The sequence below is a fragment of the Nostoc sp. CHAB 5715 genome (assembly GCF_020829685.1).
In the GTDB taxonomy this organism is placed as follows: domain Bacteria; phylum Cyanobacteriota; class Cyanobacteriia; order Cyanobacteriales; family Nostocaceae; genus Nostoc.
The window spans coordinates 1-18,119 of the sequence record NZ_JAIVFR010000014.1; the positions used below are offsets into that span (position 1 = coordinate 1).

Sequence of the window (18,119 nt, forward strand, 5' to 3'; positions counted from 1 at the left end):
ACTAAATATAGCCAAAAATTTTTAGTCTACTTCAGTAGACTTTAGCTATGAGCCTTGAACTTTAGTTCGAGGCGGGTGAGGAAGCTTTCAGTTAAGCTACTTTTAGCTTAAGTTGACACGTATGGGCGCAGTGGCTCCCCAACCTACGCAGTTTAAGGTTTTTGACGCTAACTGAACCGTATTTTTGAGTACATCCCTGGTTTCATGCTTTATTTTCTAGTTTCCAGTTGTGAATGCTCACATCTACGTAATAAACCTACACCTGTCAGTTGCCCCCAGCAAGACCTGCCTTTTTCATTCCTGCTGCCGCCCTTGTTCTATTCTTTGAGTAGAAATCATACTGCTGATACTGTCTACATCTGCCATCATCAAAACTGCTCCCTGCACTTCAATGCCAAGCAATGGAGCGATCGCCAGGTAACATTTTATTTGCCTACCCCGACGATTGGTAGCATCGAGGATCATTTCTTGAAACTGTTTTTTTCCCGATAGGGAGTCGCGGATGGGCGATCGCAACTGCTCGACGGGTAGGCCAATATCTAGGCTAAAGATAGACTTTCCTAAAACTTCATCAGTTCGCAAGCCCCATAAATCTTCTACCATGTAATTCCAAATTGAGATGTTAAAGCTGCTGTCAATTACTACTATTCCAGTTTGGAGACTTTTGAGAATAGAGATCAGGAAAATATTAGTGCGATTCAGTTCGCTGGTGCGATCGCTTAACTCGCTATTGATTGTCTGTAATTCTTCATTAGTAGATTGTAATTCTTCATTCATTGTCTCCAATTCTTCGTTGGTGGATTGGAGTTCTTCGTTAGTGGTTTCTAATTCTTCGTTGGTGGATTGGAGTTCTTCGTTGGTGGTTTCTAATTCTTCATTGGTAGATTGCAGTTCTTCGTTAGTAGTTTCTAATTCCTGTCGGGAGCGTTGCAGCGCCTCTTGGAGTTTAATGTAACGGGTGACATCATGAAAAGCGATGCTAACACCTAAGAAACTGGTGTCGGTGTCTTGCAAAGGCGTAATCCGCACATCCAGATATTGAGTTTCTGTGTTGGACAAATAGCGCTCTACATTTGTCAGGGTGATGAAGCGGCGTTCATTATAAGCCCGTTCAATTAGCGATCGCAACTCAATTGGTCGATAGGAAAGTTCCAGATCATGGAAGGGACGAGCTAAATCTCTGGGGGAAAGGGCAAACAAATTCCGCGCCTGCTCGTTCACCAGCACCAGAGTTCCATTGTTATCAATAACTACTTGGGCGATTGGTGCTGTGTCGAAACCCATATCTCGCAACCGGAGGTTTTGAGACAAACGGCTGCTAGATTCATCATTTATTGAATTTGCCATAACTAAGATGCGATTGCGGATATTCACCGACGATACTTTAGTAAATATTCGGTTTTTTAAGTCTAGTGACGTAAACAGACTCGAATGCATCAATAGCATCTCCGCTTTTCCTAAAAACAGATAGCCTGCATCATTTAGTGCAAAATGAAACCGAGCCGCCAATTGATAAATCAGTTGATGAAAAAGATGAGTCAATCGATGAATTAGCAGAATCAGACGTATTAAAACGCCGTCGTCGCCAATCCGAAATTATTTCTGACACCATAGAGGATAACAAAACTTTTATTGAAAAACTCTCTAGCGTTAATAAGGATTTTTTGTCATCTAACAGCGTACCTACTGATAGCAGTTGGGTCAATCTTAAACAGGTAACAGTTTATAAACAAACAATTCCTCGAAGGTTTTTAGAAGCTAAACAAAATCAAGACATTGCCTTTGCTGCTAGAGAGCTTGTGAAGACTTATGGTGTTGAACAAGATGATGGCTCTACAGTTTACCGTGCCGATACTTTCCTAATTAAAAAGAATAAATCTACTTATAGTATTCATCGTCGTCAGGCGACAAACTTAGATAATCCAATTATGGAGTTTGAAGCCTCACAATATCATATTAATATTACTCAAAGACCTCAAGATAAATTTTTACCCATAGAGCGGCAGGAGTTTTTAATGGTTGCAGATACCTTGAAGCAAGGTAAAGAGCTACCTGACCTTGATGAAGACCCCAGGAAAATTGCTAACAGCCTAAGTTCTCTTTCTCCTGATGGTACTCATAAAATCCTTGAAAGTTTTAAATCTTTAGAAGTCTTCAAGATACTTACAAGTACCCTGTCAACCTTTAATTCTCACGATTTAGTATTAGGTAATTATCGGATTACTTATACTTCTAATGATGAAAATAGTAGTGATATCAAGCTTTTCAAAACTGAACATAACGGCACTACAAGAGTTGCTGTACACTTAGAATTGAGCCGAACTGATGAAAAAATGAATCATCAAGTTCATTCTATGGCTATTACCTCATTAGAAATTGACAAACTCAGGCTGCTGGCAACTAAACTTCAAATCCCAACAATTAATTCTGCTGCTAATGCCCACGCAACTCGTGATATGACTTTGCCACTTCATCCGGCATTAGCTGAAGTTTGGAATTTATTAGAGAGTTCTCTCAGATGGACATCTGGAGCGAACCAAGGTAATGAAGGTTTCCGTGAGCGATTTCAAAAAGACCCCAATGCTCAACTGACTTTAGGTGAACAGTCACAACTTTATTTTAAATTTTTAATTCAAACTAAAGAAGAGATTATTATTAATGGGAAAACTGATATTGTTTTGCCACCACTTAGTCAAATCACAGAGGATTTAAAATTCTTACGCGAACAATCTATTAATAATTTTTATAGTCCGAGGATTAACCTCAATGTCCAAACACAGAAGCCAACTCAGAAAGAGTCTCGCAACCCAGAACCTCAATTTAACAACTTGGAAGTTTAGTTATGCAATCCACAGATGTTAGAGAAACCATCGCTGATATTAATCGCAACAGTGGAATCTCGAATAATATGATGGCTTATCGACTGGCTCTGATGATGGAGAAAGTGCCACAGAGTACAGTGCAATCCCCCATTGAATTAGATTCACAATCACGTCAAAATCTCAAAGATAAATTAAGAAATATTTTGACCAAAAGCACTCAAAATATTGAAGATTATAGACAACAACTTAAAAATGAATATCTGGCTGAATATTCTCAAAAGTTTGGTGTCACTCAAAGCGAAACACCTGTGACTGAGCAGCCTAATAATTTCTCTAGAGTTGAAAACTTAATTACTCAAAGAAAGCATATATTTCTTCAGTCAATGATTGCTCAAGGCTCAAAAGCTAATCTAACTCCCTCCACACCACCAAATCAAGAGTTTAATAAACAACATCAAAGCGATGAATTCAGCAAAAAGTCTCTGATGACTGCCGTCGTTCAAACTATTATTGCTAAAGGTCAAGATACTAAAAATGAAGGTCGCGTTTATGAAGGGGTTCTCTATAGACTTCAATTACTAATTAAAGAAGGTATACAGTTTATCAATGTTAACCGCAAAAATGAATCCAACCAAAAAGCTTTTGCCGCATATAAAGACCACACTAATGAGTTTACAATTACATCAAATAACCTCTCAAACGAAGAAGCACAAAAAATCGTTGCTTTTAATCAGCAGCGAATTGCAAAAGAACAATCTCAACTATCACATATTCAAACTGATAAAACTCAGCAATTTACATTTGATAAAGATGATCATTCCGAGCTAGGAGACTAGTACCGCAAGGCGGAAGTCAAAAGTCAAAAATCACGCATTCAAAAGTGTTATGGAATAAGCTCTTCAGGGCTTTTCAATGGTCTGCTTATTTACGCCGTGCTGTACTAGAGGGGTGTGGGAGGTGTGGGGAGTGTGGGAGGTTGGAGGTGTGTGGGAAGATAAAGAACAAAAGAATTGAAGTTAAACAAAATACCAGAATTAGGTAAAAATTATTTTGTAATTTCTGATGGTATTTGAGAAAATAAGGTTAATCCAAATGATTACTCATCGAAATAATTAGTTACTCCCCACACTCCCCACACTTCCCACACTTCCCACACCTCCCACCCCTCCCACACTCCCCACACTTACTTAAAATACCCCATTAGTAATCCAAATATAAATCCACTGATTAAGAGATACCGTCTTAATATTGGATTTATTTTCACAAAAGGAGCAATTATTGTTGCAAGAAATATGTAAAATGTGGCTTCAAATATATTAGTGCTGAATGTGATAACGGCAGCAATAAACAGCCCAGCAAATATCAAACATCCAATTACATACTCTATCTTATCCCATAGCTTAGTGTCGTACAGGTAGCGCATGAGTTAATCTCGACTTTTTCGGGATTGTAGCATCTACTCCATAATAATTGTTTAATTGATAGGGAAATTTTATTGTAAATATCGTTCCCTTACCGACAACAGAATCTACAGACAGTTTCAGCCCATGAGAATAAGCTACCATCATTGCAATATACAATCCTAACCCGGAGCCAGGTGAAGAAATAGTCCCACGATAAAAAGGTAGAAAGATATTCGCCAAATCCTCTGATTCAATACCAATGCCCGTGTCTTCAATTAAAACTACCAAGTCATCACCCTGGTTCAACAATCGCAAGAATATATCACCTGTCTCTGTATATGAGAGGGCGTTTTGAAGTAGATTTGAACACATTCTGTAAAGATGTATTGCATCTCCTTTCACCCTGGTTCCATGCGGATATTCTGTACAAGTCTCATAGTGCAATCTTAAGCCCCGATTAATAACTTTTGGCATATACTCTTGATATAAATTATTTAGTAAGTCGCCAAAATCAAATTCATTAATCAAGGATGGATTCAAACCGATAACTCTATCTCTTGACTGATGATTTTGATACCTTTCTATCAACTGAATTACTTGATTATTTGTCTGCCATAAGGATATTAGAATTGTTTTTATCTCTTGCAAAGTACTACCGTACTCCCCATCCATTATTTGCTTTAAAACAACTGATTCACTGACAACCGCGTTTGATACGTCATGCAGTAATGTGGAAATATTAACTTTATTTATGAATTTTGCTTGGGACATATAGCCACTCCTGAGCGAAATTTAATTTTTTGTTCCCAACTGACTCGTAGCAGAGGTTTTTACTTTTAAGTATAACTATTTTTTGGCAATATATGTTCTAATTAAAACCTGGATATGGAATTAGTTTGCAAATATTTATATTCTGATTATCCGCAAGATAACTAATACTTGTTTTTTAATTTTGCTGCTTTCAGTCAAACATTTATGGTATAAAAAGGGGAGAAGTTAAAGATTAACTTCCGGTGCAAATATTCTCGGTGTAAATATGACTATCATGACAATTCGGGTAGTAGTAATTGAAGACCAAGAACTATGTAGACTTGGCATTAGAACGGCGATCGCACAAGAATCAGACATGGAACTGTGCGGTGAGGCTAGCTGTGGATTGGAGGGATTAGAGTTAGTCAACTCAACAAATCCTGATATTGTCTTGCTTGATATTGGATTACCAGATATCAACGGACTGGAGATGATAACCAGGATTAAGAAGCACACTTTATCCAAAGTTATTATCCTCAGTGCTTATTCTAGTCAAAATATGATTAACGAAGCTTTCGCCTGCGGTGCTGATTCATATTTCTTAAAGACAACCAAGATCGAGTCGATTAAAAACGCTATCCGTAGTATCTATCAAAACGAAGAATATCTTGACCAAGCGATTATCAAAAGATTCTTGGAATTGAACCATCGTCAGAGTGCAAAAATTAAAGGCAAAAGGTACAATGAGTTACCTACAACTCAAGAAATTGAAATTCTCAAATTAATTGCCTGTGGCTACTCCAATAAGGAAATCGCTAATCAATTATTCATCAGTATTAGCACAGTCAAATCCCACGCTGGCAACCTTTTTCTCAAGTTGGGAGCTAGAGATCGGGTCAATGCCATTATTAAAGCTCAAAGTTTTGGCTATCTAGAACCTTTGGCGCAAGACTGGAGAGCTACCGGTTGATTAATTTTTCTTGTTTTTTTGCATTTGAATTAAACAATATCCTTTCAAACGGTTTTCATCTTGACAAGCAGCCAGAGTTTGCTGATTATCAACAAAGAGCTTATAAGTTTGCTGTATTAATTGCTTATACTCTTTAAACCTCGTATCAAAATGTTGATTTTTGACTATGACATAATTAGCGTTGTCCGTTGCAAAATCTAATTCTCTCACCAGACATTGATCCCCATAAAATCTGCTTAAATGAGAGTTAGATATGTCCGCATCAAAAGCCAAAAATTCTTTTTTTATATCCAAATATGTTTGCGCTAATCCTCTAGCGAAAGTACTTTTTCCTACTCCTCCTTTATCTCCTGTCACTATCACTAATCTCCGACTCCACTGTTTTTTATTGGTGACTGCGGCTTTTGTTTGTCTGCCTTCTGTATTTCCTGCTTCTGTTTTTTCACCTCTGGTTACTTCTTCTGTGCTTTGTGCTTCTGTGACTTTATCTGTTACTAAGAGTAATTCTTCTACTCCGTTAAGGATCTCCGCTTCATCCTTTAAAATATCTGTCATCTGATTTTCTCCTGTATTTCATGTTTAATTAGTTTGCGAGTAAAACTAGATTTATCACAATTGATAAATCTAGGGTTACTCCAGTGCCAGCATCTCTGCTGAAAAGTAGTTTAATAAATTTAAATACATTGGTTTTAAATCCTCGAAATTGTCAATTGATTTATTAACCGTTGTTCCCAGAGCCTGTAATATTAATCCTTGTTCTAGTACCTGATTTAAATCACCATGATTCAATTTAATTAAATGGTAATAAACTAATAAATCTAATGATTGAGCTATCAATAAATTTGCCGACCTTATAACCAAATCTTCATAAACATATTCATAACTGCTGACTGACCTTAGTACTGTCTTCAATACTTGAAAATATCTAGTTCTGGAGTCAATCTCATTTAAATCAATAGTCTGAGGACAACTAGCTGCTAAAGTCAGCCTTTTGAAAACAAACTTTAAATATAAATCAATACTATTTGATGACCAAGAATCACTATTTTGAAAATACAAATACTTAATTAAAGAATCTTTCTGTTCATAATCTATTTGTTGAAATAAGTATTTTGGTCGCTCGATTGCAATCAGACTAACATCATTTTTAAACACTGGCATCACATTTGTTCTTACCCATTGCATAAATTGTTTGACTACATTGTGTTCTACTACACTTGTTAGAGATATTAGTGAGTGAATCGATAGGGCGCTGAGTGTCGATACCAAACTCACTTGATTATTCTCCATCATCACTAACCGTTTATGAACTTCAATATCCATTAACCTCACTAAATCATCGTTTAAAGCTGGAGCGACTATTTGCAATACATCCACTGCAAATAACTCTAGCCCTGATGGTGTTGCTATCACTCTTACCACATAAGTTGATGGATGCTCGAATTCCCAATATCGCCAAACTTCTACCATTTCTCCACTAACTCTTTTGTTCTCCTGACTCTTATTCCAAAAGCTAGCCTTTAACCATAAGAAGATACGTTAGATAATATGGCATATTACGACACTTTAAAGGAATCGCTTGAAGTCTAAAAAAATATCGTACTTTTGGCTATTGCTTTTTTTTACATTCTATTAAAAAATCACTCGCCAATCTGAATAACAGTAAATTCCCGGAAAACTTTAAGCTTTTTAATAGTTAATTCCTGTTTTTATCTTGCTATTTGAAATCGAATTACTATATATTATTCCATATCAGATTTAGCTACTTTTATTTGATGATAACCAGAAAATTATTTTTCTAAAATCGGCTAAATCTATCTCTTCTAATATCAGCTTTATCTGGAATAAATTCTTAGCTATCAACTGAGAGTAATATGATTTTCAAAACTTCACAAATTGCCATTAGTTTAGCTTTGCTCGTCAGTGGTGGTATCGTCTCTTGCCAAAGTAAAACTCCTGAACAAATTGCCGATGAAAAAGAACAACAGTTGATTGCAGCAAAGCAAAAAGCAGAAGCGGATCTTCTCAAAGACTTTGTTGACACTACTCCTGATTTATACAAAGTTAATTGGAAAGTTTGTAGTGACGGGTTTCTCAATCAAGACAACAACGGCTGTAACGAAAGTCGAGATATTCGTACTAAAGGTTTTTCTGAAGCCGTCCTTGTCTGGGGGCCTGTTGAAGAGGTAAAATTTTTCACTAAGCCTCATTTTAGTTTCAATATGCAGAATGTTGGTTTATTCGTCAAATCTAAAGGTTGTCTCTTATTGGGTAAACCCGAAGGAGGAGAGCAGTTTTACAAAATACACGAATTTTCACTCAAAAAAGGTTCTACCCTTCCGAATCCTGACAGCGCTAAAATTGATAAACTTTCCCCACAAGATAAAGTCCAAGCTATACGAGTAGCCATTGATAATGCCGAAAACGAAATTGCATCTTTAAATAATTTCGGTGTTTCTTCCACTGGATTTATACCGAATACTGCAAAACAACCTTGTCTCACCCTTGAAAAATGGAAAAAGCAGTAAATTCACAACTGTTTGAATAAATATGCTTTCGATGAGTGCAGCTCCTCCCATAACACCAAGGGGGAATGCACTTGATTGCTTTTTAGGTAGCGCGATTCTCTTATACCCGCATTTCTCACAAGCTTGAAATGCAGAGGTGCTCTTGAACAGGGGAGCAGGGGAGAGATTTGTACAAGTTCAATATTCCCCTTTGCCCCGAATCGCACGCTTGTAAAGCTGAAATAGTTGCTTGATAAGGGGTTTAGAAAACTAATAGTTTTAAAACCGGGAATCAGAATAATCTGCAAGTCTCAGTTTGCGATCGCTGCTGGAGAACCCGGATATTATACTCTCTCTTTGACTTTGCTACCCAAAAATCAGACGAAAAATTCGTCCACGAGAGTCAAAGGCAAAAAGAAGAAACAAGTTTTGCCGCCGCAGCCCAAAGAGATACCAATGCTTAAAGCATATAAGGTCAATTCGTAATTGATGCCTTAACCACTTTTTTAGAAGAGAATTCGGGTACAGTTTTGGGGGTTACAGAAATTATCAACGGAATCTATGGCGAACAAAAGCTTTACTATACAGCATCAGCAGCTCTTACTGCTGGACGTGATTGGATATGCTTTGGTGGATGAAGAGGCGATCGCTATTTTTGGTTCGTGACAATACTAACTTGCCGGCTGATATAATCCCGTATTTTCGTTAAATTCCCACCCAATACCGGATCTATCTTTGCCCTTACACCATGCTACAAAAAGCGGTGGGTGAAGATTAATTCGCTCCTTGCGTACAGTTTCCTCACTTACACCAAGTCTCTTCGCCAAACCTTCTTCGGTTAATGGTTGCATTCGCGGAGTTTGCCCAATGAATGATGAATTATTGTAGTACGATTTCTTGCCCCGCCCTTGTTGGTTGTTGAGATAGTTTTGAATTTTGATAATTGCCTCAGCCAACTGTGTCATTCGGGCACACGTCCCCTCAATTTTTTCTGATAAATCGGCGAGATTAGGGATTGCTGTGGTTTGGTTGCTATTAGATTCACTTGAATGTGATTCGAGTTTATCAAGTCTTTCGCAAATATCTAATATCGTTTCACTGTTCAAACTGGGGTGAATATTATTGCTAGTAACTAAGTATTCCTCAACGCTTGCCTTAATCTTAGAGTCGAGGCGTTTATCTAATTTATTGCCACCAGTTGTATCAAGGTTATCTATATCATCTAAGTAGAGTTCGATAAATTGGGTGAGCGTGGCTGTTGCCGTCGTGCCTTTCTCCCGGCAACGGGCGATAAACTGCGACCACATCTTTTGGTCACAGTTGAAAGATGCTAGCTTTTTTTTACGCCCTGTATTGCTCATGTCTACGTTTCATCTAGGTAAACTTGGACTGTCCACGCTTATTAAATCGTGTAATTCGTCATGATGAATTACCTTGATACTATCATCGCCAAATGTGTCAGCGCATTCTTCAAGCGATGGCTTTTGTGAAGAGATGCTACTGCCAACGGCTACCATTGGCGATTGCAAATAAATATAGATATCATCCAATACGGTTCGGTTAAAGGGGAAAGGGAAAAGGGGAAAGGTTTTGAATACATCCTTTACCCTTTACCCGCAAACCCATTCCCCAGACCACAAGGAAAGTGAAAAATGCTTATCCGAACCGTATTGAGACATCACCCCGTAGCAATTCCAGCATCAACCATCTTCGCCAGACACTGGGTATTAAATCTGGACAGTGATTCCGTTAATTGCTGAAAATACCCATACTGCTCATCTGCATAATCGCTCGGTTCCATTTCTTGTAGCTCACAAAACTTTAAAACGATCGCCATCATCACCGGTAGGGTCAATATTCTATCTCGAAGTTTTTTCTTCTGTTCTTCGTCTGAATAGAATTTCAGGGGTTTAAAGCTTCCAGGAGATAGCAATGAAAATATCTGTTTCTCGATTTGTTCTATGGGCGGTGCTGGCACATGTTTTTGTTGACGCAGGTCTGGGTTGCCGAGTCGCGCTGGACGTTTTGTACTCATGATGTATCACTAATCACATCAAACTAGATGTTCTTAGATTACATCTTCTGCCTGCTTTTTGCTTAAGTTGACACCAATGAGCAATGCTGTGCCCCTACAGCATGGTCTATGTACGATCGCAGGATAATTAAGAAAAGTCTGAAATAGGCTATTTTAGGTAATGCACATCACAATGCATTTGTACAGTGCGTAAGTCCTACATCTAAAAATAGCACCTCCCTCTATGACAAGTTAGCCGTGTATAAGCAGCATTTTTTCGGAGGAAATGCCCAACTTTCAATCCGCAATGGATAGTCAATAATAGTATTGCTTGTATCATCATTCTGGGTATTATGAGTGTACTATACGTAAAAAAAGTTTATTTTTCAGTTGTGAAACAGTGAGTTGAAATGCACTCTTTGAAGGACAATAAAAATCAGACACTATAAAACCAGACGAAACTACCATTGTGTCTGTTTTTTAAGGGAGTAATAAAAATGACGCTCTCTCTTGTCCACATAACAGCACATAGAAAGGCGATCGCTTCCTTGCCAGTAGCGCAGGCGGAGGCGAAGTTGATTGGGCTGTGGTTGGAAGGAAAAGCAGAGTCATCTATCATCTCTTACCGACGCTACATTAGGCGATTTCTGGAATTTTTGGACAAACCTCTCAAAAAAGTGACTTATGAAGACTTGGTAGAATACGCTGCTGACTTGGGGGGCAATGCTCAAAGTACAAAGCGGATATATATTGCCGCAGCGAAAAGCTTGATTAGTTTCGCTCATAAAATTGGATATCTCCCTTTTAATGTTGGTATGGCGCTAAAACTGGGTGAACTGCCGGATGTAATCAACGAACGCTATTTAGACGAAGCTGATATTAAATTGTTGGTAAGAGCAGCTTCTAAGCATTTAGCTGATGCTAAAACTCCTAAGCGCCAGTACACAGCCCTACGTAATTTGTTAATTATCAAACTCCTGTATCAGGCAGGGTTACGGGCAAGTGAAATCTGTGAGTTAACATGGGGAGATTTGACACCCCGTGGTGAGAGTGGTCAAGTGTACGTGCGAAAAGCCAAGGGCAGCAAAAATCGGACAATTCTCATCAAGCCAAAGCTTTGGGCGGAATTAATGGAGTTCAAAGCTTCGGCTCACTCTAATCAAGCAGTGTTTCCAAGTCAAAAGGGGGGACATTTAGACCGTCAAAACTTGCACCCGATTGTCAAAGCGATCTCCCTTGAAGCCGGATTAAGCGAACTGGTTTCGGCTCACTGGTTACGTCATGCCCACGGTTCTCACGCAATTGAGCGCGGGACTAATCCAGTGCTGGTGAAAGAAACTTTGGGTCATGCCAATTTAGCCATCACCGATCGCTATCTCAAGGCTAGACCTAATGACAGTAGCGCTTTAAACTTGATGGATCTTTGACATTTTGCATGACTTGTGAAAATACAGCACAAATTGGAACCAGTGGCATCAATTGCTACCGTCAACAAAACAGAAAAACTGCAATTCATGCCAGGGAGATTTTTAACCTAGCCAGCCCCCTCCATTGGCAACACATCTTCATCAAGCCACAGGTAAAATTCCGGTACTTGAGCCTCAAGCTTACGCAGTTCATTTGCCGCGATCGCTTCCAACTCCAGCACAGTCTCCCAACGCAAATCCCCAGCCCATCGCTTGAGAATGCCTTTAATCGCCTCAACCCCCAAGGTTATACCAGAGCGAAGTATTTCCACACAATGAAGTAGGGTAGTGCAATCAGTCGGAGGCGGTTCAGAATCGGTAGTATCCTCCCCTCCTGAATGGGAGTTACCTATAGCATTAAAGGGGGGGGGGGATACGGACTGCTGATTAGGGTTTACGCTATATACAGCAGGGGTTTGGGGAGCGCAATAGATTCGATTTTCTTTTTGATTACGCTTTGCCACGCGATGAGCAATTACCTCTTGAGCAAATTCCAATTCCTTTTTAGATAAAGAGAAAAGCTTTACCTGTTGACCCCGCTTACCCTGCTTACGGAAGGTCAACTTTAACCCCAGCTGCTCGACTAAAGTGCCCAGCAACCAAATAGGTTTACAGTCACTGGGAATAGTAAAACCAAGAATTGCTTTAACGTGAGCAGCACAATGTATAGCGATCTCCCTCATCTTGAGTAAGGTGGAATCGTCGGCGGTAACTTCATCACCCCTCATTAAACTTAAGAGAATTTCATGCAGCCCCAGATTAAACCGCGCCAGCCACCGTGCCGAGTAATTGCCCCAGTCGATGCACAAAGGTAAATTGTCCCGCTCGTTGCGGTCTTTTTGGGTGACAATTGTTGGTGGGGTAGGATAACTTCGCCCAGTTTTGGGGTCAACAATTGATTCATCAGGTTCTGCTAAAATGGCCTCAAGTCCGGCGATCGCTCTTATTAAGCGGCCACCTTTATCTATTTCTACGAGTGATTCGGTTACTTCGATGCCATAAGAATCAGAAATGCGGAACTTTTCACATTCAAAAATTTCATTAGGGTCAAGGTAATCTTTGCTCTGACGGGCGCGGTACTCACTCAAAGTAATATTCTTAGCCTTGGCAACAGCCGAATTGTGGGCACTATCCAAAGCTTGTGCTGCTGCTTTTAGACTTTCTCTTGCTTGAGGATCTGAATCGTTTCCCACACATATAAAGGTATTGCCCATTTCGGTGAGGAGCTCACGCAAATCATCACGCAGATTATTGAGAGAATAGTGGCGGTTAGCCATAATTTGGCAGTAAGCCTCAAGCGCCCAATCTTTCTCTGCGCCCCTTAAGCCTGTTTGACGGTCAATCCGCAACAGAAAAGCAGTCATTTCATTGGTTTGAAGCAAGCGCTCTTTAATCTTGGATGCGTTTGTATCTTGGTAGCCGAAGGGAGGACGCTTTGCCACCCAAATATGAAACGGGACTTTTGGACGATAACGGTACAGTTGTTGAGCGCACTCAGTAGCAGTTTGGGAAACGCCGTGAAACACACCAAATACGGTATCAAAATGATACTGGGAAATATCGACACCAGTACCGAGACTGGGAGAGGTGAACAAGGCATCAAAGTTTTTGACGGCGTTGGTGATATCTTTGATGAAAGCGACATTTTCATCACTGCCAGAATTGTCTGAATGAACTGACCAAATACGCCATTTTTGAGGTGTATGTGATTTTTCGGAGTTAGATTCTTCGCACTTGATAGTAAAGGATTTGTCGAGTTTTTTGATGAAACGCTTACTGTCACTTACAACCATGATTTTTTCTCCAAGCATCAGCGCTGCCGAGATTTGGGCGACTAGGGCGCTCTCATTATCCCCCTCGTACCAATAAATTGTGCGTGAACCGTTTCGCCACTCGTTTTTAATGATGTAAGGTACTTCACCTTTTGGTCGCATGGAGCGGAAGAAGTCCACAGTCAGGTCATCCATGTGTGCATCAGCGATGACGACCAGTGGCGCGTTGTATACTATATATTCCAGTACTTCAAGTATTGCTGCACGGTGTTGTTTGCAAGTATTACTGTGTAGTAGGTGGGTAAGGTATTGGCAGGCTTCATCTATAAATATGCAGCCGTAGGTGAGAGACTGAGTATTCAGCTTATGCAAGCTGTCAATAGTAATGGAGAGAGCTTGGGCCTGGGCTAAACCTGTGTAACCCAAGTCGGAGTACATCGCCGTCTGCAAGCGTTCGGCAAGATTTTTCAACAAGTTAACCCGATGTCCATTGTTGAGGAACCGCGCGTCGGGGTTTTGGTCACGCCACCAGCGCATGAGTTCAGTTTTACCAGTGCCCATGTCGCTCCACAGTACAACCAGTCCTTTTTCGGGAAAACGGAAGGATTTTTTCGGGGCAGGGGGGCAGGGGGGCTCTTGGGCAGAGGGGAAAGAGGCTCTTGGGCAGAGGGGCTCTTGGGCAGAGGGGAAAGAATTTATACAAAAATTCTCCACTACTCCACTACTCCCCTGCACCTCTGCCTCTTTTCCCTGCACCTCTGCCCCTCCGCACCTCTGCACCTCTGCTCCTTTAACACAGGGGGTAAACAATTTTTCTTCTGCCAGATTATAAAGAGCCGGGACAGATGAAGATTTTTCTGATAAGTCAGGAATGCAGAGTGCTTGGGTCAAATATTTAATATTGACTGTGACATCTGGTTTGTACTTACTTAGTCCCCATTTTTTAGCCCGATACGAGCGCTGGTAATCTTTGAGTGATTTGGCATCGTCTATGATTGCAGTCAGCAGGGCATTCGCATCAACACCGCGACTAACTACAAAATCATCAACGCCTTTTTCTGGCCCTGGCAGTAATGCAACTTCACATTGGCAACCAGCAGACTCAATTGCTTTTGCAGTGCGAACAGTAGCTTGAAAAACTGACCACCGGGTTTTAGGTTTAGTTTCGTGGTCAAATAGTATAATGAACTTGCGCCCCGCCTGAGCCATTGGTACTAAGTCAGGATGCAACCGTTCATCGAAATCTTGTTTGCCGACGCGCCCGTTCCAAATTCCCGGCAGTGCGATTGCTACAAATCCGAGACTCAGCAAGCAAGCAGCCTTCTTCTCGCCCTCGCATAATATTATTGGAATCTCTGGATGCTGCTTTATCCACTCCCAGAAAGTGATTTGTACATTTTTCTGCTGCAATTCGATGTTCGACTGTATTTGCTGTGCAAACCATGACCAAAATATCAGTGGATTGAGTAAGTCTTGTAAACACAATGCTAAAAGAGAAATTAACTGCACTAATTGGGAATTGCACAAGTGGGCAACTATTTTCAAGCCCAAAGGTAAAATTTTTGTATTTTTCCTTTGAATTTTGAATTTTGAATTTTGACCAATTATTCCTTGATGGTACAAGCCCCAGGATTTATCCTGGGGCATTAATTGCGAATTGCGAATTGCGAATTGCGAATTGTGCTGACTGACCCGTTGGCGCAGCGTCGCCAAGAGTTGGGGTTGACCTTTAATATGCAGCTTTTTCCCACGTTTTGCAAAAAGCACTTTTTGAATATCGGGGACATTGTAGCGCCGTGCAACAAGATTCAAAATGCAGTTAGGAATATCGAAATAGGTAACGCGGTTTGCTGTCTTAGGTGGCGACTCGTATTTAACTGGTTTACCTGTTTGCCAATCAATGCGAGGGAAGTTGGGCTTAATCCTTCCCCATTCCATTGGTCGCCAATTATTCAACGGATCAAGAGACCCAATCCATATTCCCCCCAGTAAGAGATGGTCATATCTTTTGATGTATGAATCTGTTACTCTACCTGCATTTTTCCGAGGGATTTTATCGGAGATGAACAGATAATCGTAAATTGATTCCCCTTCAATGTGGAAGAAACTGCGTGAAATCAGTGCTGGATGAATGGCACTACCAACATATAGCTCATGGTATTCGGCAGCCTTGAGGTTGTTTGGGTATTCAATTGGGTGTAATATCTGCTCAATTGATACCTTGCAATCTGGTTTCGGCTCGAATGGCTCTTTGCTGCCACTCTTAATTGCATTGTTAGTTGTATTCACATTTTCTCCCAATATTTTCCATGATTAAAACAACCCATACCAATTGCGAATGGGTGTGAGTATTCTTGTTTGTTGGTCTAAAAAATCACGAATGACGGCACCGCGAATTGAACGCCTAAATCTAAATCCCCGTCACTTTCACGGAAAAAGCGAATGGGCGAAAAAGCGAACTTGTACTGAGCTTGTCCCTCGCTGTGTCGTTGGCGCAGCCTCTCCAAGAGTTGGGCGCAGCCGAAGTATTGCCAATTGGTTTAATTGCTAGCTACCGGGAAACCGCAACTCGTATTTGTTGTATATGGAGGTGTTTTTCGGTTCATCCTGAGAGTTATCCCATGCCACGACTACTTGTTCGCCTAAATCCTGGACAACTTTCCCTTTAGCTATATATAAGGTGTGCTTTGGATCAGCATGGCAAACAATCGAACCAACTTGAATCGTTAAAGGAACATTCGCTTCGGATTGCAGGGCAGAAATCAGTTCTTTTTCTGAGGTAGTAAGTTCGGCCCAGTAATCTGCTTTTATCACCTCGTATTTTTCAGCTACAGCCCAAAACTCCTGCCATGTAAACTCAATACGTGCAAGTACTTGCCTAATTTCCCTAATAGCCACAGGTAATAGTTGTAATTGCTCCGTCCTGATTGCGATCGTCGGTTTGCTGATGCGCCTGGGTGTTGGTGCGGCAATTGGTAGTGCTGGCGGTTATCTGATGAGTTTGATTTTCAAACGCGCTAGTTTTCTGTCATTCGAGCTAAAAAACTTAGTGGTATTGGCAATACTTTGGAGCCTGTTTACCTTATCGCAAATGATCCGCAGTGAATCGGGAGTAATGACAACGGTAGTTGCAGGGGCAGTTTTTGCTAACTCCTCAGTCCCAGAAGAACGCCTGTTAAGGAGCTTTAAGGGTCAACTGACAATTCTCAGCGTTTCGGTGCTGTTCATCTTATTAGCTGCTGATTTATCCATTGCCAGTGTGTTTGCTTTGGGTTGGGGTAGTTTATTTACTGTTTTGGTATTAATGTTTGTCGTTCGCCCAATTAATATCCTCTTGTGTACCTGGAACAGTGACTTAAACTGGCGACAAAAACTGTTTTTAAGCTGGGTTGCTCCTAGAGGAATTGTTGCTGCCTCCGTCGCTTCTTTTTTTGCGATTTCGCTGACACAGCGCGGCATTAACGGCGGTGATTCCATCAAAGCTTTAGTCTTCCTCACAATTATCATGACTGTTGTCTGCCAAGGGCTAACAGCTGGCTGGGTTGCTAAATGGCTGCAAATCACTTCCAAAGACGTAACTGGGGCAGTGATTGTGGGTTGTAATCCCTTGAGTCTTTTGATTGCCCGCTTCTTTCAAGAACGGGGAGAAAACGTGGTTATGATTGATACTGACCCCGAATCTCTTGTGCAAGCCGAGGCGCAAAATCTGCGGGTGATTGCCAGCAGTGGGCTTGATGCTGCTGTTTTGGAAGAGGCGGGACTTGCCTCTATGGGTACCTTTTTGGCTATGACAAGTAATGGCGAGGTGAATTTTGTTTTGGCTCAAAGGGCAGCTGAGGAATTTAAGCCGCCGCGCGTCTTAGCTGTTTTCCCGCGCGATCCGCAAGCGAATAGTTCGGTTAGTAATAAAGTTAATCAAGCTTTTATCCCAGACTTAGCGATTAAAACTTGGAATGAATATTTGAATGATGGGCGCGTCAAGCTGGGGACAACTACGCTAAATGAGTTAGAGTTTTCTACTCAATGCGATCGCATCCAAGAAAAGATTCGGACTGGGGTGTTGATACCGCTATTGGTAGAACGAGAAGAACGCTTACAGGTAATGCCAGCTAACCAAGAGTGGGAAGTTGGCGATCGCATTATTTACCTGTTGCATGACCCCAGACCTAGCCTTTTAAAACGTTTATCTGGTGCTACCCAATCCACTCCCCTCTCTCTAGAAAAGTTACCAGAGGTTGAAGACCTATCCCTCGCCCAATTATCTGAATTTTCCGCTAGTGAGGCTTCTGGGGGATGAGGGGGATGAGGGGGATGAGGGGGATGAGGGAGAAGAATTAATAACCAATGCCCAATGCCCAATGCCCCATGCCCAATGCCCAATTTGAGAGTTTCAAACAATATTTTGACAATTTACG

At 40.8% G+C, this 18,119-nt stretch carries 11 protein-coding genes and 3 pseudogenes; 6 read left to right on the forward strand and 8 right to left on the reverse strand.

Going from position 1 to position 18,119, the window contains the following annotated elements:
- Positions 1–294: 294 nt before the first annotated feature.
- Positions 295–1,572 (reverse strand): annotated as a pseudogene (locus tag LC574_RS01665) (PAS domain S-box protein); the annotation flags it as partial.
- Here LC574_RS01665 and LC574_RS01670 point away from each other — a divergent pair.
- Entirely contained in the window at positions 1,485–2,840 is a 1,356-nt protein-coding gene (locus LC574_RS01670; RefSeq protein WP_229451205.1) for a hypothetical protein, read from the forward strand. The pseudogene LC574_RS01665 and the gene LC574_RS01670 overlap by 88 nt on opposite strands.
- A 2-nt stretch (positions 2,841–2,842) precedes the next feature.
- Entirely contained in the window at positions 2,843–3,658 is an 816-nt protein-coding gene (locus tag LC574_RS01675; protein ID WP_229451206.1) for a hypothetical protein, read from the forward strand.
- Between the two features lie 564 nt (positions 3,659–4,222).
- On the opposite strand, the gene LC574_RS01680 is transcribed toward LC574_RS01675, so the two are convergent.
- On the reverse strand, positions 4,223–4,996 hold the full coding sequence (locus LC574_RS01680) for a HAMP domain-containing sensor histidine kinase (RefSeq protein WP_229451207.1): 774 nt from the start codon (positions 4,994–4,996) through the stop codon (positions 4,223–4,225).
- A gap of 265 nt (positions 4,997–5,261) precedes the next feature.
- Between LC574_RS01680 and LC574_RS01685 the strand changes: the two genes are divergently transcribed.
- Entirely contained in the window at positions 5,262–5,945 is a 684-nt protein-coding gene (locus tag LC574_RS01685; RefSeq protein ID WP_229451208.1) for a response regulator transcription factor, read from the forward strand.
- On the opposite strand, the gene LC574_RS01690 is transcribed toward LC574_RS01685, so the two are convergent.
- Positions 5,946–6,500 (reverse strand): hypothetical protein, encoded by a 555-nt coding sequence (locus LC574_RS01690; RefSeq protein ID WP_229451209.1) that lies wholly within the window; start codon positions 6,498–6,500, stop codon positions 5,946–5,948.
- Between the two features lie 75 nt (positions 6,501–6,575).
- Positions 6,576–7,415, reverse strand: a complete 840-nt coding sequence (locus LC574_RS01695; protein WP_229451210.1) for a hypothetical protein — start codon at positions 7,413–7,415, stop codon at positions 6,576–6,578.
- Positions 7,416–7,819: 404 nt separating this feature from the next.
- Here LC574_RS01695 and LC574_RS01700 point away from each other — a divergent pair, with 404 nt between their 5' ends.
- On the forward strand, positions 7,820–8,473 hold the full coding sequence (locus LC574_RS01700) for a hypothetical protein (RefSeq protein ID WP_229451211.1): 654 nt from the start codon (positions 7,820–7,822) through the stop codon (positions 8,471–8,473).
- A 650-nt stretch (positions 8,474–9,123) separates the two neighbouring features.
- Here LC574_RS01700 and LC574_RS01705 read toward each other — a convergent pair.
- Both LC574_RS01705 and LC574_RS01710 read right to left on the reverse strand, forming a co-directional pair.
- Positions 9,124–9,813 (reverse strand): hypothetical protein, encoded by a 690-nt coding sequence (locus LC574_RS01705; RefSeq protein ID WP_229451212.1) that lies wholly within the window; start codon positions 9,811–9,813, stop codon positions 9,124–9,126.
- Positions 9,814–10,274: 461 nt separating this feature from the next.
- Positions 10,275–10,487 (reverse strand): annotated as a pseudogene (locus LC574_RS01710) (IS4 family transposase); the annotation flags it as partial.
- A 476-nt stretch (positions 10,488–10,963) separates the two neighbouring features.
- Between LC574_RS01710 and LC574_RS01715 the strand changes: the two are divergent.
- Positions 10,964–11,893 (forward strand): tyrosine-type recombinase/integrase, encoded by a 930-nt coding sequence (locus LC574_RS01715; protein WP_229451213.1) that lies wholly within the window; start codon positions 10,964–10,966, stop codon positions 11,891–11,893.
- A 107-nt stretch (positions 11,894–12,000) separates the two neighbouring features.
- Here the strand turns inward: LC574_RS01715 and LC574_RS01720 are convergent, their stop codons facing one another.
- The gene (locus LC574_RS01720) at positions 12,001–15,918 is read right to left on the reverse strand and encodes a plasmid replication protein, CyRepA1 family (protein ID WP_229451215.1); all 3,918 of its coding nucleotides are present in this window, start codon (positions 15,916–15,918) and stop codon (positions 12,001–12,003) included.
- Between the two features lie 333 nt (positions 15,919–16,251).
- A complete protein-coding gene (locus LC574_RS01725) occupies positions 16,252–16,602 on the reverse strand; it encodes a hypothetical protein (RefSeq protein WP_229451214.1) in 351 nt (116 codons plus the stop codon).
- Between the two features lie 31 nt (positions 16,603–16,633).
- On the opposite strand from LC574_RS01725, the pseudogene LC574_RS01730 reads away from it, so the two are divergent.
- Positions 16,634–18,001: pseudogene (locus LC574_RS01730) on the forward strand (cation:proton antiporter); the annotation flags it as partial.
- Positions 18,002–18,119: the final 118 nt, after the last annotated feature.

What these genes read in the sequence shown, in the direction of transcription:
- LC574_RS01675 (WP_229451206.1), top strand. Translation starts at nt 2,843, where the DNA reads ATGCAATCCACAGATGTTAGAGAAACCATCGCTGATATTAATCGCAAC.
- LC574_RS01680 (WP_229451207.1), bottom strand. Translation starts at nt 4,996, where the DNA reads ATGTCCCAAGCAAAATTCATAAATAAAGTTAATATTTCCACATTACTG.
- LC574_RS01685 (WP_229451208.1), top strand. Translation starts at nt 5,262, where the DNA reads ATGACTATCATGACAATTCGGGTAGTAGTAATTGAAGACCAAGAACTA.
- LC574_RS01690 (WP_229451209.1), bottom strand. Translation starts at nt 6,500, where the DNA reads ATGACAGATATTTTAAAGGATGAAGCGGAGATCCTTAACGGAGTAGAA.
- LC574_RS01695 (WP_229451210.1), bottom strand. Translation starts at nt 7,415, where the DNA reads ATGGTAGAAGTTTGGCGATATTGGGAATTCGAGCATCCATCAACTTAT.
- LC574_RS01700 (WP_229451211.1), top strand. Translation starts at nt 7,820, where the DNA reads ATGATTTTCAAAACTTCACAAATTGCCATTAGTTTAGCTTTGCTCGTC.
- LC574_RS01705 (WP_229451212.1), bottom strand. Translation starts at nt 9,813, where the DNA reads ATGAGCAATACAGGGCGTAAAAAAAAGCTAGCATCTTTCAACTGTGAC.
- LC574_RS01715 (WP_229451213.1), top strand. Translation starts at nt 10,964, where the DNA reads ATGACGCTCTCTCTTGTCCACATAACAGCACATAGAAAGGCGATCGCT.